This is a genomic window from Leptotrichia sp. HMT-225, from assembly GCF_030644325.1.
Classification (GTDB): domain Bacteria; phylum Fusobacteriota; class Fusobacteriia; order Fusobacteriales; family Leptotrichiaceae; genus Leptotrichia; species Leptotrichia massiliensis.
This window is the reverse complement of sequence record NZ_CP130323.1, coordinates 159,223-179,929: the sequence shown is the minus strand read 5'-3', so window position 1 is coordinate 179,929 and position 20,707 is coordinate 159,223. Positions and strand designations below refer to the sequence as shown.

The window sequence follows — 20,707 nt, the reverse complement described above, 5'->3', positions numbered from 1 at the left end:
TCTTTCTTTTAGTTCTTAAATTTTAACTACTTCTTATTAAATATCCCCATCAATCTTGTTTTCAACACAATTTTTCCTTTTATTTTTATTATTTATTTTCAAAGTTCCCAAATAAAATCCCATATTAACAATCATCGCATAAACAAAGTACCTCGACTCTAACGTCTTTATAATCCCAACTTTTTCAATACTAATCTGAGCTTCTTCTAAATACATCAATACTTTATACGGAAAAGTATAAATTATTGCGTGATAGTCTTCTTTATACCAATTAAAGCCCATAAAAATAAATATTCCCATAATTATTAGACAACCTGCTATTGTCAGTATTCTTACAACTTCAATTTCTTCTTTATCAAAATACTTTTTTATAAAAAATCCAAAACAAATATTGATTGCAACAAATGGAATTAAAATACTAAATTGGCTCATATCTCCATAAATTCCAAACATACTTTTTACTATTTCGACAAAAATTCCAAAGCAAATTGCAAAACCAGGAATTAAAAAGTACATTAAAATAAACCATAATATAATTTTTGAAACTTTAGACAGATAACTTCTAATCTTTATTTTACTTCTAAATATTCCTAAAATGAATAATCCGTTGTAAAAACATAATTTTATAACTCCAATAATATCTATTCTAAACAATAATATTATTGATAAAATTATAAAAAATATCGGTAATTTCAAAATTTTGTCATTTTCATAATTTTTACTTTTCCCCATTGAATAAAATATCCATCCAAAAATTATTCCTGTTATTGCTGAAAATATTCCACCAAATAATAACCGAAATGGCAAATCAAAGCCATAATCCCAATCATATTTTCCAATCCAAAAATAATACATAAATAATAAAATTTGTAAAACTATAAATATTATTATTTTAGGTTTTAACTTTTTTACGCTTTTAGAAATCTCTTCCATTCTTCTATTCCCTGTTTTTTAAGAATTAATGTAGAAAAATAATGTACACTTTCAACATTTTCAATATCTGTAATAATTTCTTCATTTTCTTTTCCACAGTTTGAAACAATAACTATATTTTCCTTATTTCCTGTTTCAATAATCGCTTTTCTTATTCTCTCAAAATCTCGGCTAATTTTCATTAACACTAAATTTTGATTATTTTCAATTTCTTTATAAACATCAGTCTTTCTATTGACAGAAACTACTTTTAAATCTTCATCTCCAATCATCAGCGGTATATTAAGCCTTGCCGCAATACTGTTAAACGAAGTTATTCCCGCAATAGTTTCAACTTCCACATCATCTGAAATATGTTCCAATACATAAGTATAAGTGCTATAAGTCATTGGGTCACCTATTGTTAAAAACGCTACATTTTTCCCTTTTTCCAATTCAGCACTTATTACATCCGCATTATTTTTTCTAAAAACTTTTCTCGCTTCCACATCCTTTATCATGGGAAACTCCAGAAATAATTGCTCTACTTCTGGTTTTACATATTCTTTTACAATATTAAAGGCTGTACTCCCTTCTCCGCTTTTTGCCTCAGGCAGTACTATCACATCTACTTCATGCAGTCTTTTTGCTGCTTTAACTGTTATATTTTCAGGATCTCCTACTCCTACTCCTATTCCATAGAATTTACCTAATTTACTAGCCATTTTTTCTCCTCTAATTTATTTTTTCTACACTATAAATATATTTTATTGCATTTTCAACTTCATCTCTTGAAGCAGAATAAAAATTAATAATTAATAAATAACCTTCAGTCATAATCCCGCAAGAAATAGAATAAGTTTTTTCATTATCTTCATAATAATCATATTCATAGCATTTATGTTTAAAATTCTCTATTTTAAAATTATTCAAATTTAATTTCTTTTCTTCTAATTTTTTATTATTTCCTAGGTCTATATTTTTAATGCTTTTATCAAAAATTTCATATAAATCATCAACTGGTGTAATTATTTTTGAACCATTTTCTAAATCTCTAAAGATATAAAAACTCGATGCTCTAATAATTAAATTGTTACCAGGGGGATAATATACATGATGTCCATCAACCTCATCTCTTTTTTCTAGCCAATTTTTAGGTAATTTTATGCTCCATTCATTTTTAATATTGAAAACTTTTCTATTCTCCATTGAATAAGCTGTAAATGAACCCAAAATTAATATAAATAATGAGAATATTTTTAAATTCATAATAAATCTCCTAATTTTTTGTATTTCATTCATCCAGTACTTTATCTTACTAGATATTCTTCCAACAACCACTCCAGAGCATTTACAACCTTTATTCCGTCATAGTCAGTATTTACCATTACATCATCTAAAGTTATAAGATGCTTTGGATAATTATCCTTAATATTTTTAAAGGCATCCAGTTCCCTTTTTAAAGTGTTTTCATCTAAGACAGTCAAAGCGACCTGATAATACTCAATTTCATTTGAATTGACAATAACAAAATCAATTTCATTTTTATCAAACTGCCCGACATATACATTGCCTTTTCTTCTAAGCAGTTCAAGATAAATTACATTTTCCAGTATATGACCCATATCTATATTTCTATTACCTAAAATCATCTGTCTAAGTCCTAAATCAGTAACATAATATTTTGATAATGTAGATAGGAATTCTTTCCCTTTTATATTGTATCTACTAACTTCATGCACAAGTAAACTGTCAGTAAGCCCTCTAATATACTTTTCAATGGTTTTTGCATCCGTTTTCCTTCCCATTGAAGTTAAGGTATTCGCTATTTTTGAAAGCGAAGTCAAATTACCGATATTATCAAATATATATTTAACAACACTTTCAAGTCTCATCACATCTGAAATTTTCAATCTTGCAACTATATCTTTTAAAAGCACAGAGTTATATATTCCACTTAAATATTCATGTATATTTTTCAAATCACTGTCTAACTGTAAAGTATAAGGAAACGAACTGTTTACTATATATTCATTATAATATTGTATAAGTGTTTTTGATATTCTATTTTCCTTTTGCTCCATTTTTTCATATTCTAATTTAGCCTGATAATACTCCTTAAATGATAAAGGCAACATTTTCAGTTCTATATAACGTCCACTTAAAAGGGTTGCCAGTTCGCTCGACATAAAATAGGCATTAGAACCTGTTATATACAGGTCTGTATTTTCTTTTATAAAAAGGCTGTCTACAACTTTTTCAAATTTATCCACATGCTGAATTTCATCTAAAAATATGTAATTTTTTTTATCTCCAATCATTTTAGATTTTATATATTCATAAAGTTTTTTATAATCTGTAAGTTCTTCATAATCCATATCTTCAAAATTTATGGATATAATCTGATTTTTTGCAACTCCATTTTCAAGCAGAAAATCTTTATATATCTCAAAAAGAGTGGATTTTCCACATCTTCTTACACCAGACACAACCTTTATTATCTGTCTGTCTTTTGATTTTACTAAAAAATCTAAATATTCTTTTCTATCTATCCTTATCATTTTAACACCTCATTTCCTTTTAAATTATACCCCTTTTTTATTTTAAAATCAAATTTTATGGAATATAGTCCTATTTTTTTATGAATTAACAGAATTTAAGGAATATATTCCGTAAATTTTGGAATTTTTGATTTTTTAAGGGATGTAATCCTATAATTTAAAATTATCAATGAGGTTTTACCAGCTTTTATTTATTCATAAATTTAATTAAACTTGCATTTAGAATTTGATAAAACAAATATTCTGAAACAAGGGGTATTAAAACCCCTTGTGAAAATAAAAAACTTAGGCTGTCTAACAGGTCTATTATACAAATAGCATTTTTTCCAAACATCATAGTATAGTCTAATTTTTTCAATCTGCTAACAACAACCGTAACAACTTCTATATCCTTAAAGCCCTTTTCTTTTAAAATTATCAAAAAAGTTCTTACTGCTTCCCAGCTCTTTTCTTTCAGCAGAAATAATAAGTGTTTCCACTTCCAGATCCCAACCATTTCTTCGGCAATATTCTTCACATTTCTGTTTGGCTTTTTTTGCCAGAAGATCGTAAACTTCTGTTTTTTCAATGTATTTTGTAGCTTCTTCGGTTGTGTTGGAAGCCATTATCTTTTTCAGGTTTTCCATGCTTTCGCCTACAAGCAATGCATTTGCAGCGAGTATTTCCATTTTTGCGTCAGAAACTCTGCTGTGTGTATGAAATATCCCTCCTGCAACTTTCACAAATTTTCCAAGTTCACCAATAAAGTAAATTTTTCTTGCTTCAAATTCACAAGCCCTATCAAACATATAGCCTACAAAATTACTTATTACAACAGATAATGAAGTATTATCCTCAAAATTGTCAGTTAAATATTTTTTCCCCCTGTTTCCAAATAGAAATATTGCCTCGCCATTTTCAGCATTTTCAAGAGCCATCTTCAATTCAATGGCAAGCGATGCTTTCCATGCGTCTTCCGACATCGGCTTTACTATTCCCGTTGTACCAAGAATTGAAATTCCACCAATAATTCCAAGTTTTGCATTCAATGTTTTTTTTGCAGTTTCTTCGCCTTTCGGCACAAAAATTTCTATATCTGCACCTTTTCCAGTTGGAAGAACACTTTCCACCGCCGCTCTTATCATTTTTAAAGGAGTAGGATTTATTGCAGAATTTCCAGGAGAGATGGGAAGACCCTTTTTGGTAACTTTCCCTACTCCTATCCCACCAAAAATATTTATTTTTGCATCATCACGCAAACTTACCTTTGAAAAAATCTGAAGTCCGTGAGTAACGTCAGGATCATCTCCCCCATCCTTTAAAACCGATGCAAGTGCATAGTTATCTGCTTTTTTTAATGAATCTACTTTTATTGTTATAGATTTTCCTGAGGGAAGTCCGATAGTTACTTCTGGTATATCCTGTTCTCCGTCTTGCAGAAGATACATAAGTGCAGCTTTCGTGGCTGCCGTTGCAGAACTTCCCGTTGTATAGCCATATCTTAGTTTTCTACCGTTAAAATATACGTATTCTTCCATTTTTACTTCCTTCCCTTTGTTAATAGTTTTTTAATATCTGTCTCTTTCAAACATTTGATACAGTATTCCATGTAATACTGCCACAGCTACTGTACTTCCACCTTTTGTACCGTTAGTTCTTATAAATGGCACATCATAATCTGAAAGCGCGGCTTTTGATTCAGGACATCCTACAAATCCTACTGGTACTCCTGCAATAAGTTTAGGCTTTTCTGCCCCTTCCTTGCTTATTTCTTCAAGCAGTTTAAATAATGCTGTTGGAGCATTTCCAATCAAAAATATTTTTGTATCCTTATCTTTCACTGCTCTTTCAATTCCAACCATCGATCTTGTAATTCCTCTTTCCTTAGCTTCTTTTGCCACTTCTTCATCATTTACAAGACAATACGCTGAACATCCAAATTTCGCAAGACCTATTTTATTTAATCCAGTAACAATCATATTTGTATCACAATATATCTTGCACCCTGATTTTATAGCTTCCATAGCCGAATTTACCGCATCATTATGAAACTCTGTAATATCTGCATACCCAAAATCTCCAGTAGTATGCACCAGTCTTTTCACAATTGGTTTCTCATTTTCAGCAAAGTGGTCTACCTTGTTCCCTAATCCTTCCGTAATCATTTCAAAACTTCTTACTTCTATCCCTTTCGGATCCTTAATATACGACATAAATTGATTCCCTCCAATATTTTTTTATGTTTTTAAACTAAAAAAAATCAAACAATATTTTAAGTTTAAATTTTAAATACAGCAATTCCAGTTTAAAACTAGAATAAATCTTTATGCTGTATCTATAGTCAATCCATTGCTTTTTTAACAGTTTTACAACAATTTTCAAGTGGATTGACTATAACTTTGATTAGTTCGATTTTTAAATAGTTTTACTATACAATTATATATTATTTTTTAAATTTTAGATAGCTTTTTTTACAATTTTTCAATTAAATATTTGAAAAATTTTATATTTGAATAAAAAGAAATGTGTGGATAACCCGCTAGAAGGCTATTTTTCCTATACCCACAAGTCCAATTTCTTCCATCATTTTTTTCTATTTTATAAAATTTTCCCTTTTCATTATCCACAGAAATTTCTGAATAATGAAATTCGTGTCCTTTTGTGTGAATTCCATTTTCAGTTTTTATATTTATATAGCCAAATCTTCCGATATTCAGCCTATTTTTCATAGAAATTTCCACATCTATCAGTCCACAGAAATCTCCGCTATTTCCATCTAGCAAATTCAGTTTATTTGTTAAGTAGATAAATCCGCCACATTCTCCATAGATTTTTACTCCATTTTCATAAGCCTGTCTTATGCTTTCCTTCATGGAAACATTTTCAGACAATTCTTTCCAGTAAAGTTCGGGATAACCTCCGCCAAGATAAATCATATCGAGATTTTCTGGTATTTTTTCATCTTTTACAGGGCTAAATTCTACTATTTCCAAGCCTGAAAATTTCATTAGTTCCAGATTTGACTCGTAATAAAATGAAAATGCACCATCTTTAGCGACTCCGACACGTTTTCCTTTATATTTATTCTTTAAGTCCATTATTGGCTCAAAACTGTCCATACTGCTTTTTGTTTCAAATTCTTCTGCTATTTCGTAAATTTTTTCTAAATCTAAACAATTTTGTGCAATTTCCTTAAACAGCTGTTTCTTTTCCTCAAGTTCTTTTGAGCCTTTCAATTCAAAAGCCTGTTTTAATCCCAAATGTCTGCTTTCCACCGATAATTTCTCATTTTTCGGCAAATATCCTACGCATTCTATTCCCGTAAATCTTTCTACCGCTTCCTTCAAGTTCAAGTATAGTTTTTCAGAAGAAACATTATTTAAAATAATGCCCTTTATTTTAACATTTTTATCAAACAGCTTGAAACCCAAAACTTCGGCAGCTATGCTTGTGGAGATTCCTTTTGCGTTAACTACAAGAATTACTGGTATATCAAGTATTCTTGATACATGAGCTGTACTAAAATTATCCTTTTCATGCCCAATTCCATCATAAAGCCCCATAACTCCCTCAACTATAGCGATATTGCTTCCTTTCGCTCCTGTTTCAAATATATGCCTTAACGTACTTTCATCAAACATAAAAGCATCTAAATTACGAGATTTATTTCCCGTGAACAACTCATGATAGCCAGGGTCGATGTAGTCTGGACCAACTTTAAAAGGTGCCACATTTTCAAAAGCTGACATCAATATGCTGCTTACTGTAGTCTTTCCACCACCACTCATTGCTCCCGATATAAGTATTTTTTTCATAGCAAGTTTTTTTCCTCCAAAAATTTATAATAATCATTTTCATCAAGATTTTTATACTTGAGATAACTTTTTATTTTCAGTACATTTGGAATATTCAAATTTAATTTCTTCAAAAATTCAAAATCCTCAAAAACCTCGTCCCTGCTCCCTTGCCGTACAATTCTCCCTTTTTCAAGGACATAGATATAGTCAGCAAATTCATAGGCAAAATCTGTATCGTGCGTTGATACCACCATTGTTTTTCCTGCTTTGGAAAAATTATCTAGAATTTCTGATACTCTTTTTGTATTTTTAGAATCAAGCCATGCAGTTGGCTCATCTAGAATAAGAAGTTCTGGCTCCATTGCCGTAATTGCAGCTATTGAGACTCTTTTTTTCTGTCCATAGCTCAGATGATGACAAGGTCTATCTTTTAAATCTGTTATATTGATTTCTTTCATTGCCCTGTTTACATTTTTTTCTACTTCCTCTTTAGAATATCCAAGATTTTCAGGTCCGTAAGCTACTTCCTGAAATACTAAAGGTGCAAAAATCTGTATTTCAGGATCCTGAAAAATTATCCCGACTTTTTTTCTCAATTCTTCGAGATTTTTCTTTTTATGCTCTATTTTTTTCTCTTCAAAATAAATATTTCCCTTTTGTGCTTTCAAAAGTCCATTCATTATTAAAAATAATGTTGATTTTCCTGAGCCATTTTCCCCAAGAAATAATGTTTTTTTCCCTTTTTCAATATTCAAAGTCACATCTTTTAGAGCCTCTGTTTCTTCGTCGTATGAAAAAGTTATATTTTCAAGTCTAAGCATTGTATTTTACCACCAAATATAAATTTATTATAACTATTATTATTACGAATATTATTTCAAACCCAATTTTTTTATATTTTCTATGAGAAAAAATAAATTCCTTTCCCATTCTTGATTCCACAGCCTTTATAGAATTCAGATTATAGTAGTATGTTTTTTTTAATATAGCAACTACTAGCATTGGAAATGATTTCATCCCATTTTTAAAACTGCTGTATCCTAGTCTTACTTCCTGTGCATTATGTAATTTTTCCTTATTTTCAAATAATAAAAATATATATCTGTAAATTAGTAAAAACATTTCCCTAAATATTTTAGGAAATTTCAGCTTTGCAAATATATAGTCCAAATCTATAATTGGAGTAGAACAAATAAGGAAATAAACTACAGCTATCGAGGAAAATGAACGTAGCAAAAATGTCCATATATCCGCTTTTATAAACAGCAAGGAAATTACAGTTGTTAAAATAAATAAAGCCGGAATAAAGTTCAGCTTTAACAAGTCACCTATTTTCACTTTTACGACAAACAAAAGAAGTAAATTAAACAGTATAAAATTAAAAACAAATACTATTTTACTTCCAGTATAAAGTAAAAATACTAATGTCGTCATTGACAATATAAACTTTACTCCGGGGTTTATATTTTTTATGGGATTTGTGTAAGATACCTTATCTATTAGCATTTTTTCTTTCACCTTTGAAATAGCCTAATACATACCCTACAATTCCTGCACCTAATGCCGCCTGTAATGCAAACAGCAGACTTTCAGTTTCATCTCCTGGTAATTCTATTAAATTTTTAGCCCATGGCTCATAATCAGGTTTTATAGTTTTTATTACTTCTTCTCCCTTGTCATCAGATCCTCCAAATTCAGATTTTACGAGAAGCAAAGGAATAACACCTATTAAAATTATTGCAATTATTAAAATAATATTCTTTTTAAATACACTTTTGTTTTTATTTTCCGACATTAAGCTTCCACCTCTTTTACGCTATATTTTTCAAGTATATTCATCACCACGTTTGTAAGTAGCCCTTCGATAACTGCAAGAGGAACCTGAGTTACTGCAAATACCGCTCCAAATTTGATAAATGAAGCAACTACTCCACCTTGTGGAGATGGATATGCAAGTGCAAGCTGAATTGATGTTACCACATAAGTCGCAAGATCTCCTAACGCTGCTGCCAAAAATACCGCTAACGCCTTATTCTTTTTCTCAAATCCTTTATACACTAAATATGATACAATTGGTCCTGCAATTGCCATTGAAACAGCGTTTGCTCCCAAAGTTGTAAATCCTCCGTGTGCAAGCAATCCTGCTTGAAATATTAATACGATTGTTCCAAGAATGGAAGTTACAAAAGGTCCGTATAATATAGTAGATAGCCCTACTCCTGTAGGATGTGACGAACTTCCTGTAACTGATGGAATTTTTAGTGCAGACAATACAAATATAAATGCACCTGCTAATGCAAGCGTCATTTTTTCCCGCACGCTCCCTTTAGAAACAGATTGAAGCTTCTTTATTCCTATTATCCAAAACGGAATACACACTGCAAACCATACTATAACCCAATTTAAAGGTAAAAAACCTTCCATAATGTGCATTGAGTAACCATTTACACCTATTAACAGCATGCTGGTTAAAACCAAAAACAATAATGTTCTCTTTTTCATTTTCTCTCCTTCTCCAAATTTAATTTAACCTTCGGCAAGTTCCAAAAAAAAATCAGCCAAAGCTGAAGCCAATACACGTCAAAACTTCCACAACAATAACTATATCATCATCGCATAGTATATTTATGGAACAAATCACCGTTGATTTATTTTTACATTGATGTATATTAAATCTTCCCTTCCCAGAAAATTTTATATAAAAAATTATTAGGCAAGTCTCCTGACTAACTTCATCCTACTCATACCCTTCCCAAAATATCCAAAATATTTCAGTGGTTTTGTGTACTTTCGTCAGCTTCACAGTAGTGGGGGCTGTATCGGATTCTAACCGATTTCCTTATTAAGTTTGTAAAACACCTATAATTCTTTACTATTATTATACTCTCTTTCTTATATTTGTCAACCCTGTATAAAAAATTTTATTTTAATAATTTTTCCTGTATATTAAGTATATAAATATTCGTGTTTCAATATTATCTATTGATATATCTCGTTTATATTCCAAACATTGAAATTTATCAAACTTTATATTTTTAGGAATTAATAAATTATTATTTTTCTATTGAATCATATAATTTTATTCCTTTGGACTTGTATTTCATATTTCTACTTTTTCTGAAAAATTTTTTGTTACTATGTATTCACTTCCATTTGAAAATTACCCTCTCTTTTTTATTAATTCTTGCTTTCAGTCGTCTTCACAGTTTTTTCAATTTGCTCCTTCGCTTTCAAAAGCCTTGCTGTATTTTCTTCGCTATAAAAATAACTATTACTATCTGACTTAATTTTAATTGGTTCTCCACGTACAGGAAAAATTGCACTCAATAACGATTTCGTATATGGATGTTTTGCTTTTTCAGAAATTTGTCCACCCTCTATCGTTTCCACTACGTCTCCGTGATACATTACTACGATTCCATGTGCAAAAGATTCTATTAGTGCTATGTCGTGGCATATAAAAATCATTGTTATGTTTTTTTCTTTTTGCAGCTTTACAAGAAGTTCCACTATATTTTTTTGAATGGAAACATCAAGTGCGGAAGTTGCCTCGTCGCATATAAGTATCTCTGGCTCAAGCGAAATTGCTCTTGCGATTCCAAGCCTTTGTCTTTGCCCACCGCTCATATTTTGTGGATACTTTGTTACAAATTCTTCGTGCAAGTCAACCATTTTAAGAAGTTCTATAGCTTTTTGCTTTCTTTCTGATCTTTTTAATCTCCCGTAGTTCATTAATGGCTCTGTGAGGATTTGCATAACATTCATTTTTGGATTAAAAGCTGACCATGGATCTTGAAAGACTATCTGAATATTTTGTCGATTTTCCCAAACTTCCTGTTTTGTAAACTTGCTTATATCCCTTCCGTGATACAAAATCTCTCCAGAGGTTGGCTTTTCCAAGTCCATAAGCATATTTACAAGTGTTGTTTTTCCTGATCCTGATTCCCCAACAATTCCCAAAGTTTTTCCTTTATGAATTTTTAAATTCACTTTATTACAAGCCACTACTTTTTTATCATTTGATTTTTCATAAATTTTTGTAAGATTTTTTGTTTCAAGAATTACGTCATTAATATTAGACAAGCCTTTCACCTCCAATTTCAGGCACAGCTTCTAGCAATTTTTTAGTATATTCACTTTTTGGATTTTCTATAACTTCGTTTTTATTACCTGCATCAACAATTTTTCCATTTTGCATAACAATTATTTTATCTGAAATATATGCGGCAACTCCCAGATTGTGGGTTACCATTATGATAGAAGTGTCAAATTTTTTTCTGAGGTCCATTATTTCCTTCACTATTTGAGCCTGTGTTATAACATCTAATGCACTTGTAGGCTCATCTGCCAGAATAATTTTTGGATGGAAAGTTAGTGCCATTGCTATTCCTACACGCTGTTTCATTCCACCTGACAGTTGATGCGGATAGCTTTTCATAATGATTTCAGGATCTGGCAAGTTTACTTTGGAAAACATGTCTTTCGCTTTTTCTTCAGCTTCTTTTGTTGACATTTTGGAATGTGTCTGAATGTATTCGACAAATTGTTTTCCTATTTTTCTTATTGGATTAAGAGTTCCTCCTGAATCCTGTGAAATCATTGTTATTTCAGTTCCTCGCAGTTCCCTCCATTGATTAAGGCTTTTACTGAGCATTGAGTCTCCATTATAAATTATATCGCCTGAAATTATTTTCCCTCCATTTGGCAATAGTCCTAAAATAGAAGAAAGAACGGTAGATTTTCCACTACCGCTTTCCCCCACAATTGTTATTATTTCACCTTTTTTCAATGAAAGAGAAAAATTTTCAACTACTGGAGGTTTGTCTCCATACTGAATTGTCAAATCTTTTATCTCCAACATAAATTCTCCTTAATTAGCTTTTGCTACATCTTTTGTTATCCAGTAGTAATCCATTGGATACATTTTAAGCCCTGTTACCACTTTGTTACTGTAAAGGAATGTAGTTTCATATCCAAAGAATAATGTCGCCGCATCGTTCATTATTAGCTGCTGTATTTTTACAACAAGATCTTTTCTCTTAGCTTTGTCAAATTCTTTTGATAATTCATCAAGCATTTTGTCAACTTCAGGGTTTGAATAACCTGTTTTGTTTGTTTCTGCTTTGCTGTACCAGTTTTCATGCAAGTATTTTTCAGGATCTCCAGTATTTGCGGCAAGTACGTTCCAAATTAACATATCAAAGTTTGAATCATCTCTCATGCTCAAAACTGTTTCATAGCTTACAGGTTTTAACGTAACTTTTATACCAATTTCTTTCATGTCAGTTTGAAATGCCTGAGCATAAATTTGCAATTCTTCTCTACTTGTATAAATTACAAAGTTCAAGTCAATTTTTGATCCATCAGGACGTTCTACAAACCCATCTCCATCCACATCTTTATATCCTGCATCTGCTAATATTTTCTTAGCACTTTCACGGTTATAGGCATTTTCATCTTTTAATTCATTAAATCCGTAGTCCAATGTTGGAGGAACTGGTGCTTTTCCTGGAGTTGCTCCACCTTGTAATAAGTTTTGTGTATAGTTTTCTCTATTTGCACCTCTTATTATTGCTTCTCTCAATGCTTTGTCTTTCAATCCTTTTGTTTGATTCATAAACGCATAAGTTGATCTTAATGATTTCAATTCGTTTATTACAATATTTTTATCTCCTTCAAAATCAGCTTTATTAGTAACTTTCAAGTTGTATGCCACATCAATTTCTCCTGATTTTAGAGATAATGCTCTTGTATTTTGATCATTTATATCTTTAAATGTTACTTTTGCCAATTTTGCTTTTCCATTCCAGTAATTTTCATTTCTTACAACAACTGTCTGTTCACCAGGCTTAAATTCTTGTACAACAAATGGTCCTGTTGATATTGGCCCTTTTTGAGCAAATTCATCTGTATTAACTGACGTATCAACTATTAAGAACAACGGATCTGCCAATGATTCAGGCAATATTGCTACAGGCTCTTTTGTTTTTATTTTCAATTCTTGTCCACTAGCTTCTATTGAAGCATATTTAAAGAATGATTCTGCTCTTTTATTTTTAGCAAATACTCTTTCTATTGATTTTTTTACTGCCTCTGCTGTCAATGGATGTCCATTTGAGAAAGTTACTCCATCTCTTATCTTGAAAGTCCATTCTAATTTATCATCACTTAATTTCCAGTTTTCAGCAAGCAATGGCTGCAAGTTACCTTTTTCATCAAAAATTGTCAAGTTCTCTCCAACACCATAACGAGTTACAACCCAGCTAAAATACTGATCTGTAGGCTCAAGCGTATCTGCAAACGAAGTTACTCCAACTACAAGTTCATCTGGATTAGTTTTACTTTTTCCAGAACCACCTTTTCCACCACATGCTACAAGCAGCATCAACACTGCCAAAATTAAAATTAAAAATTTACTTTTACGATTTTTCAACATTCTTTTCTCCCTATTATATTTTATTTTTTGTTACTTTTTTATTTTTTTAAATTATTCACTTTTTACATCAACCAAATCTCTTACTGAATCTCCCAGCATATTGAATATAATTACAACAATTACTATTGCTAGCCCTGGATACATCATCATCCAAGGAGCTCTGCTAAGTGTTGTTCTACCTTCATTAAGCATTGCTCCCCATTCTGGTGTTGGAGGCTGTGCTCCAAATCCTAAGAATGAAAGTGCTGCTATTTCCAGCATTAATGTTCCCATATCTGAAACCGCTGTTACTATCATCGTTGTAATCATATTTGGAATTATATATTTAAATATTATTGAGTAATCCCTGCTTCCTGTTATTTTTGCTGCTTCTACATACAGTTCCTGTTTTATTTTGAGAACCATACTTCTTGCAAGCCTTGCATATTTTGTCCAAGTAACTGCCGCTATTGCTATAATTGAATTTTTCACGCTCGGATTCAAAAGCCCAGCTATCGCTATGGCAAGAATTAATCCTGGAAATGCAATCATCATATCTCCAAGTCTCATTATCACGGTATCAACAATTCCTCCAAAATATCCTGCAAGCACTCCCAGTATAGTTCCTACAGAAAAAATTATGAACATCAAAGTCAAAGTCATGAATATTGAGTATCTTGAACCATATATAACTCTTGAGAATAAATCCCTTCCAAGCTGATCCGTTCCAAAAATATACTGTTTTGATGGACGTTGCAAACTTGGTGCTAATTGTTTAAAAGGATCATTTGGCACTATAAATGGTGCAAAAATTGCAATTAGTACCACAATAATCGCAAGTGCCAGAAATATTTTCAGTTGTGTATTTTTTCCCATAAATTTCAATTTGTTCAAGTTTAAATTACCTCCTCAACTCTTGCATCTAGATATTTATACGAAATATCAACTGCGATATTTACGATCAGGTACAAGAACGCGATTATTAGCACATAAGACTGAATTAGCGGATAATCCTGAGCTGATATTGCTTTTACTGCCATTCTTCCCATTCCTGGCCAGTTATAAACTATCTCTACAACTGCAGTTCCTCCCAGAAGGCTTCCTAATGAAAGTCCTAGAAGCGTTATTATAGGCAGCATCGCATTAGGCAGTACATGTTTCCACAAAATATCACGTTCTTTTATTCCCCTCATTCTAGCCCCTGTCACATAACTTTTTCCAAGTTCTTCAAGAAATATGTGTCTTATTTGACGTATGTACTTAGCAGACATTGCTATCGCTATTGTTAGTGCAGGTAAGATCATTGAGCCAAAATCAGCATTTCCGCCTGAAACTGATACAAGTCCCAGCTGTACTCCAAATATGCTCAAAAATACTAGTCCTAACCAAAAACTTGGCACAGACATTCCCATGAATGTCAACATTCTTATTAAATAATCCTGCCATTTATTTTCTTTTACAGCCGCAAGTATTCCAGTCGGTATCGAAATTACACACATTAAAAACAGTGCCATAAATGAAAGTGACAATGTTGGAATAAATGCCTGTGCTATCTTTTGAATTACTGGAATTCTTAACGAATAGGACTTCCCAAAATTACCTTGCAGAACTCCAAACAGCCATTTCCAGTATTGGATATAAAAAGGCTTATCAAGTCCAAGTTCAGCTCTTGTCTGTGCTAAAAGCTCTGGTGTTGGAAGATGTCCACATTCTGTAAGCATAACTTGGGCAGGATCTCCTGGCGAAATATACATTAGACAGAATGTAAAAAAGCTTATTCCAAAAAGTACAACTAATATCTGTATAATGTATTTTATTATTTTTTTATTCTTTGCCATTACTTTATAAAATTTCCTCCCTTACAAAATTTATATTTTATACAAATTAAAAAATCCAACTCAGAAAGTTGAATCAAATTTTATATATTAAAACAGATGAAAAGTATCTATGTAAATTTCCAGCAGTCTTTATATATTAAATTTTTCCCTTCCCGAAAAATGTAACTTTATTATATAGGCAAGTCTCCTGACTAACTTCATCCTACTCGTACCCTTCCCAAAATATAATGATATTTTAGTGGTTTTCATACTTTCGTCAGTATCACAGTAGAGGTGGCTGTACCAGATTCCAACTGGTTTCCTTATTAAGTTTATGCAACACCTATAAAACTATAAATTTAAAATTATTCTTTTGCTATCTTAATAAACTTCTTCTAATTTATCCATAAACATTTTACGTATAAACTCGTATTCGCCCATTCCTTTTAATAAAGGCGTTACTTCATATCCTTCATTTTGAAGAATTGTTTTCCACGAATCTTCCTCATCAGAAGCCATATCATTTTTAGCGTGATCTCCAGCTACTATCATAAATGGCTTTAACAATATTTTGCTAAATCCTCTTCCTTTTAATTTTTGAATAACATCTTCAATTGTCACTTGCCCTTCAACAGTAGCTATGAAAATATTATCTTTCCCAGCTTTCAGATATTCCTCTTGAAGCCGTTGATATGTACTGTCTGCTGCACTTTCGGAACCATGTCCCATAAACACAATGGCATCATTGCCTTCTGTACTGTTAAACTCTTCGTCGTTTACAACTTTTTCAAAATCTTCATCATTTACTAAAAGTGGTTTTGAAATTTTTCCATATTTATCATTAAGTTTAGCATACTCAATTCCATCAAGAATATGCAATGACATAGTTATAATTTCATCATAACCTTTATTTTTCAAAGCTTCCAGTCCTTCATTCTGATCAAATATGTGAATTCCTTCCTTTCTTTCCACTATTCGTCTTATAACTCCCGATGTATAGGCTCTTTCCACTTTTTCGCTTCCATATTTAGCTCTTACTTCATTTTCAATCAAATCAAGGCATTTTTCTCTCGTATCCTTGTGTGATGTTCCAAAACTCGTTACTAAAACTGCTTTTTCCATAGACACTTCCTTTCATTCTTAAAGTTATAGATTTTTTACCTTCAATTTTCCATTTTATCTAAAACTAAATTTTTACCTCCTTTCTACAATATTATAACAATCCTACTAACCTACTAATGCTTCAATCTCTCAATTCTTTTGAACCCCATTAAGATTGACTAAATCCTAAAACTAATATAGTTGTATTAGTTTAAGTTTGGCAATCAAACTATTTCATCTTCATACCTACATTATAATAATTATTTGTTTTTTTTGCAACTGTTTTTTTACAGTCTTTTAATATTTTTAGATTTAGATATATAAATATAAATTTTTTAAATATCCCCTATTTATCAATAATATTGCTTTTTAATCTTTGTTTTTCATATTTTTATAATAAATTTATAATTAATAATTTTAAAATAACAATTATAAACACTATCTTGTAAATAATCTAATAACAAAGTATAATGTAAATATTATTGTATTTCTTAATCTGAAGGGAGAAAAATGGAGAAAAAATATGTGATTTTTTTGAATGGGGAATATAAATATTCGCAGGAATTTATGGATAAGTTAGTTTCGGAAAATGCAGTTTGCTTTTGTGCGGATGGTGGAGCAAATTTTGCTTTTAAATATGGGAAAATACCAGAAATGATTATTGGGGATCTGGATTCGATTGAGAAAAAAGTTTTGGAATATTATAAAAGTAAAAATATTTTAGTAAAAAAATTTCCAAAAGACAAGGATTTTACAGATTTTGAGCTGATTTTGAAAGAAATTAATAAAATTTCAGAAAATAAGAATTCTGTTGAGAAAATATTTGTTGTTGGTGGACTTGGGAAACGGATTGACATGACTTTGAGCAACCTATTCATAATGGAAAAATATAAAAATCTCGTTTTTTTGCAGGAAAATGAAGAAATTTTTTATACAGAAAAATCTTTTGTCCTAAAAAATAAAAAAGAATATGAATTTTCAATCATTCCAATTAGTGAAAAAGTTGAAAAATTAACCTTAAAGGGCTTTAAATTTGAAACAGATAAAATTGATGTGAAAAGGGAAAGTTCCAGACTTGTGAGCAATGTTATTCTTGAAAATGAGGCTAGCGTAGAATTTGAAAACGGGAAACTGATAATTATTTTGAAAAATAATAATAAAATATTTAATAATAGATTTATTTAGCAACTTATTTTTATTAATAAATATTTTTTCTATAATTAATATGTTTTTTTTACAGGATTGCTCATTGCCGCAAATCCTGTACCTATGGCTAGACTCCGACTTTTATTTGCTCAACTCCGAAACTCCTCCTTCCAGTCGTCAAACAGTCGTAGTTGAACAAATAAAAGCTCCGTCGGTTTATTAAAACGATAGATTGTATAATAAAATACAACAAATTTAAAATATAAGTTTAAAAAACGGTTTATCTAGATGATTAAAGTAAGAATTAAATATTTTAGAGCTTATTAAAAAAGCTAGATTATCAAATAATAATAAAAAATAAAAAAGGATGTGTATAAATAATGAAAAAATTTAGGATAGAAAAGGAACACCAGAGGATGAAAATCTCGCAGTATTTGCGGGAAGTGCAGAATTATTCGGGGAGAAGTTTGAGAAATGTAGAAGTTTTTTTGAATGGAAAGCAGGTAAGATTAACTAAGAAATTGCCGTCACACGGAAACTTGAGAGTTGTTGAGAAGAAAAAGGGGACGGACATTAAGCCTATTAAACTGCCACTTGATATTATTTTTGAAGATGAAGATATTTTGATTGTGAATAAAGAGCCATTTTTACTGACACATCCGACACAGAAAAAAGCTGATTTTACACTTGCAAACGGAATTGTAAATCATTTTTTGGAAAAATATGGTGAAGTTCGAGTGCCACGATTTTACAATAGGCTCGATATGAATACATCTGGGCTGATTATTATTGCCAAAAACAGTTTTGCACAGGCATTTTTACAAAATTTTTCGATTTTTGAGAAAAAATATCTGGCGATTGTGAATGGAATTATTGACGATAAGGAAATTACCAGAATCAATGAAGAACTTGCAAAAGATGGGGAAAAACATAAGATTCAGGATTTGGAAAAGGAAAATTTAAAGCCTGAAATTGAAAAAGTTAATTTTGGAGAAATGAAAAAATACGATGAAATGGAGAAAATAGAAAACAATTTAACTATTAAAAACGAAGATAGTAAAATTGGCAAAAGTGCAGATTTTGGAAACGAAAGTAAAGAAAATAATTTAAATTTAGAGAATCAAAGTAGTTTTGGAAAGGAAAGTCTGAAAGAAGACGAAAAGAAAATAGTTATTGAAAGACGGATTTTTCGGGATGGAGATAATTTGGAAAGAATAATTGATAAGCGGGGACAATACGCAAAAACAGCTATAAAAGTCTTAAAAACTTACCCTAAAAAAAATGCAACATTAGTAGAATGTGAACTGTTTACTGGGCGGACTCATCAAATTCGAGTTCACCTAAAATCCATCGGACACACAATCGTAGGAGACGAACTTTACGGAAATGGCTTAAACAAAGAACTTGGAATAAATAGACAATTTTTGCACGCTTATAAGGTAAAATTTACACATCCTGCAAGCAAAAAGGAAGTTGAACTGGAAATATCAATTTTTTCGGATATGAAGGAATTTTTGGAAAAATAGAAAAATTATATTTTTTCCAAAAAACTATTTTTAAAATAAGAATAAAAAACTTATGATTTAAAAAGCAAAAAGAAAGGACAGAAAATGAAAAAATTTAATTTTTCGGTTGATTTGATAAATGATAGTATTTTGAAGTCGCTTCTGATTTTTTCGATACCAATACTTGTGTCGAATATTTTTCAGCAGCTTTACAATATGGCGGATATTGCTATTGTGGGGCATACTTTGGGAGATAACTCGCTTGCGGCTATTGGGGCTTCGGCGGCTATTTTTGAACTGATTTTTGGATTTGCGTTAGGAATTGGAAATGGGCTTAGTATGGTTACGGCTAGAAATTATGGGGCAAATAACAAGAATCTTTTGAAAAAGTCTGTGGCTGGCTCGATTGTTATTGGAATTTGGATTACTGTGGGAGTAATGATTTTATCACGATTTATTCTTATGCCACTGCTAAAAATCTTGCATACACCTGAAAATATTATAAATGAAGCATTTGAATATATAAACATAATAACAATGTTTATTGGCGTAACTTTTTCCTATAACTTGTCATCAGGACTTTTACGTGCAATTGGAAACAGCTTTATGTCGCTCGTATTTTTGGTAATTGCCTCAATTTTAAACATTTTCCTTGATATTTATTTCATAACTTCCCTTAAAATGGGAATTGGAGGAGCTGCGGTTGCAACAGTTATTGCACAGGCAATTTCAGTTATCTTAAGTATTATCTACATTTACGTAAAAGAGCCGATTTTAATCCCTAGAAAAAAACATTTCAGATTTGATAAAAAATTGTACAAGGAACTACTTGGACAGGGACTTTCTATGGGATTTATGATTGCGATTGTTCTTATGGGAACGCTGATTTTACAGTATGCGATAAATGGGTTTGGATATTTGATTATCGCTGGACATACTTCGGCAAGAAAACTTATGGGATTTTGTAACATTCCGCTAACTACAATAGCACTCGCACTTGCAACTTTCGTTTCCCAAAATAAAGGTGCAAACAAAGTAGATAGAATCCGAAAGGGCGTATTTTACGCCAATATGATGGATATAATTTTTGCAATCGGAATCACAATTTTTGTATATTTATTTTCCAAAAACATGATTCACCTGATGTCAGGCTCCGAATCTGAAATCGTCCTCCACAACGGCTCAACCTACCTAAAAATCGCCTCCCCGTTTTTCACAATACTAGGAATCCTCTTTAACTTGCGATACACTTTACAGGCTCTTGGAGAGAAATTAATCCCTCTTGTTTCAAGTATAATCGAATTTTTTGGAAAAATAATCTTTGTAATTTTTGTCGTGCCAAAATTGGGTTATTTTGGAGTAATGATTTGCGAGCCGCTGATTTGGATTGTGATGGTGGGACAACTGGGAATTGCGTTTTATGGGAATGGGTATGTGAAAAATAATAGTAATAAAAAATAATATAATAAGATAG

The 20,707-nt window shown here is 31.1% G+C and carries 20 protein-coding genes, 1 pseudogene and 2 riboswitches; of the genes and pseudogenes, 3 read left to right on the top strand and 18 right to left on the bottom strand.

All coding sequences use genetic code 11. The features are described 5' to 3' along the window. Positions 1–36 precede the first annotated feature (36 nt). The 18 genes and pseudogenes from QU666_RS00840 to QU666_RS00755 all read right to left on the bottom strand — a co-directional run bounded on the left by QU666_RS00840 (position 37) and on the right by QU666_RS00755 (position 16,603). Positions 37–933: a hypothetical protein gene (locus QU666_RS00840; protein ID WP_021768523.1), complete on the bottom strand. Its 897-nt coding sequence runs from the start codon at positions 931–933 to the stop codon at positions 37–39. Continuing rightward, positions 909–1,637 (bottom strand): precorrin-2 C(20)-methyltransferase, encoded by a 729-nt coding sequence (gene cobI, locus QU666_RS00835; protein ID WP_006805266.1) that lies wholly within the window; start codon positions 1,635–1,637, stop codon positions 909–911. Before cobI ends, QU666_RS00840 begins: the two co-directional genes overlap by 25 nt. A 10-nt stretch (positions 1,638–1,647) precedes the next feature. Beyond that, positions 1,648–2,121: a hypothetical protein gene (locus QU666_RS00830; RefSeq protein WP_036070047.1), complete on the bottom strand. Its 474-nt coding sequence runs from the start codon at positions 2,119–2,121 to the stop codon at positions 1,648–1,650. 101 nt (positions 2,122–2,222) lie between these two features. Beyond that, complete coding sequence (locus QU666_RS00825) at positions 2,223–3,473, bottom strand: ATP-binding protein (RefSeq protein WP_021768521.1); 1,251 nt, start codon at positions 3,471–3,473, stop codon at positions 2,223–2,225. Between the two features lie 295 nt (positions 3,474–3,768). Next, positions 3,769–3,894: pseudogene (locus tag QU666_RS11765) on the bottom strand (precorrin-6Y C5,15-methyltransferase (decarboxylating) subunit CbiT); the annotation flags it as partial. Beyond that, positions 3,866–4,990, bottom strand: coding sequence for a cobalt-precorrin-5B (C(1))-methyltransferase CbiD (cbiD, locus tag QU666_RS00815; RefSeq protein ID WP_006805271.1), 1,125 nt, complete (start codon positions 4,988–4,990; stop codon positions 3,866–3,868). The gene cbiD and the pseudogene QU666_RS11765, both read right to left, overlap by 29 nt. Positions 4,991–5,020: 30 nt before the next feature. Then, positions 5,021–5,665 carry a precorrin-8X methylmutase gene (locus QU666_RS00810; protein ID WP_012806221.1) on the bottom strand — a complete coding sequence of 215 codons (645 nt, stop codon included), beginning with the start codon at positions 5,663–5,665 and terminating at the stop codon, positions 5,021–5,023. A 258-nt stretch (positions 5,666–5,923) separates the two neighbouring features. Continuing rightward, positions 5,924–7,267 (bottom strand): cobyrinate a,c-diamide synthase, encoded by a 1,344-nt coding sequence (locus tag QU666_RS00805; RefSeq protein WP_021768518.1) that lies wholly within the window; start codon positions 7,265–7,267, stop codon positions 5,924–5,926. Further along, positions 7,264–8,070, bottom strand: a complete 807-nt coding sequence (locus QU666_RS00800) for an energy-coupling factor ABC transporter ATP-binding protein (RefSeq protein ID WP_012806219.1) — start codon at positions 8,068–8,070, stop codon at positions 7,264–7,266. The genes QU666_RS00805 and QU666_RS00800 overlap by 4 nt, the downstream gene beginning before the upstream one ends. Next, the gene (locus QU666_RS00795; protein WP_012806218.1) at positions 8,063–8,755 is read right to left on the bottom strand and encodes a CbiQ family ECF transporter T component; all 693 of its coding nucleotides are present in this window, start codon (positions 8,753–8,755) and stop codon (positions 8,063–8,065) included. The genes QU666_RS00800 and QU666_RS00795 overlap by 8 nt, the downstream gene beginning before the upstream one ends. Next, a complete protein-coding gene (locus tag QU666_RS00790) occupies positions 8,742–9,044 on the bottom strand; it encodes an energy-coupling factor ABC transporter substrate-binding protein (protein ID WP_006805277.1) in 303 nt (100 codons plus the stop codon). Before QU666_RS00790 ends, QU666_RS00795 begins: the two co-directional genes overlap by 14 nt. Further along, positions 9,044–9,751, bottom strand: coding sequence for an energy-coupling factor ABC transporter permease (locus QU666_RS00785; RefSeq protein WP_036070035.1), 708 nt, complete (start codon positions 9,749–9,751; stop codon positions 9,044–9,046). The genes QU666_RS00790 and QU666_RS00785 overlap by 1 nt, the downstream gene beginning before the upstream one ends. 192 nt (positions 9,752–9,943) lie before the next feature. Then, positions 9,944–10,127, bottom strand: a riboswitch (cobalamin riboswitch). A gap of 299 nt (positions 10,128–10,426) precedes the next feature. Then, positions 10,427–11,332, bottom strand: coding sequence for an ABC transporter ATP-binding protein (locus tag QU666_RS00780; RefSeq protein WP_369750582.1), 906 nt, complete (start codon positions 11,330–11,332; stop codon positions 10,427–10,429). Beyond that, positions 11,325–12,110, bottom strand: coding sequence for an ABC transporter ATP-binding protein (locus QU666_RS00775; protein WP_021768515.1), 786 nt, complete (start codon positions 12,108–12,110; stop codon positions 11,325–11,327). The genes QU666_RS00780 and QU666_RS00775 overlap by 8 nt, the downstream gene beginning before the upstream one ends. Positions 12,111–12,119: 9 nt before the next feature. Beyond that, positions 12,120–13,685 carry an ABC transporter substrate-binding protein gene (locus QU666_RS00770; RefSeq protein ID WP_021768514.1) on the bottom strand — a complete coding sequence of 522 codons (1,566 nt, stop codon included), beginning with the start codon at positions 13,683–13,685 and terminating at the stop codon, positions 12,120–12,122. Between the two features lie 51 nt (positions 13,686–13,736). Beyond that, positions 13,737–14,558, bottom strand: a complete 822-nt coding sequence (nikC, locus tag QU666_RS00765) for a nickel transporter permease (protein ID WP_084410113.1) — start codon at positions 14,556–14,558, stop codon at positions 13,737–13,739. 2 nt (positions 14,559–14,560) lie between these two features. Continuing rightward, on the bottom strand, positions 14,561–15,502 hold the full coding sequence (nikB, locus tag QU666_RS00760) for a nickel ABC transporter permease (RefSeq protein ID WP_021768512.1): 942 nt from the start codon (positions 15,500–15,502) through the stop codon (positions 14,561–14,563). Between the two features lie 159 nt (positions 15,503–15,661). Further along, positions 15,662–15,843: riboswitch (cobalamin riboswitch) on the bottom strand. A 19-nt stretch (positions 15,844–15,862) separates the two neighbouring features. Next, positions 15,863–16,603: a sirohydrochlorin cobaltochelatase gene (locus QU666_RS00755; protein ID WP_021768511.1), complete on the bottom strand. Its 741-nt coding sequence runs from the start codon at positions 16,601–16,603 to the stop codon at positions 15,863–15,865. Positions 16,604–17,092: 489 nt separating this feature from the next. Between QU666_RS00755 and QU666_RS00750 the strand changes: the two genes are divergently transcribed. From QU666_RS00750 to QU666_RS00740, 3 genes are all read left to right on the top strand, one after another. Then, positions 17,093–17,767 (top strand): thiamine diphosphokinase, encoded by a 675-nt coding sequence (locus tag QU666_RS00750; RefSeq protein ID WP_021768510.1) that lies wholly within the window; start codon positions 17,093–17,095, stop codon positions 17,765–17,767. A gap of 341 nt (positions 17,768–18,108) precedes the next feature. Further along, positions 18,109–19,254, top strand: a complete 1,146-nt coding sequence (locus QU666_RS00745; protein ID WP_021768509.1) for an RluA family pseudouridine synthase — start codon at positions 18,109–18,111, stop codon at positions 19,252–19,254. A gap of 84 nt (positions 19,255–19,338) precedes the next feature. Then, a complete protein-coding gene (locus QU666_RS00740; protein ID WP_021768508.1) occupies positions 19,339–20,694 on the top strand; it encodes an MATE family efflux transporter in 1,356 nt (451 codons plus the stop codon). Positions 20,695–20,707: the final 13 nt, after the last annotated feature.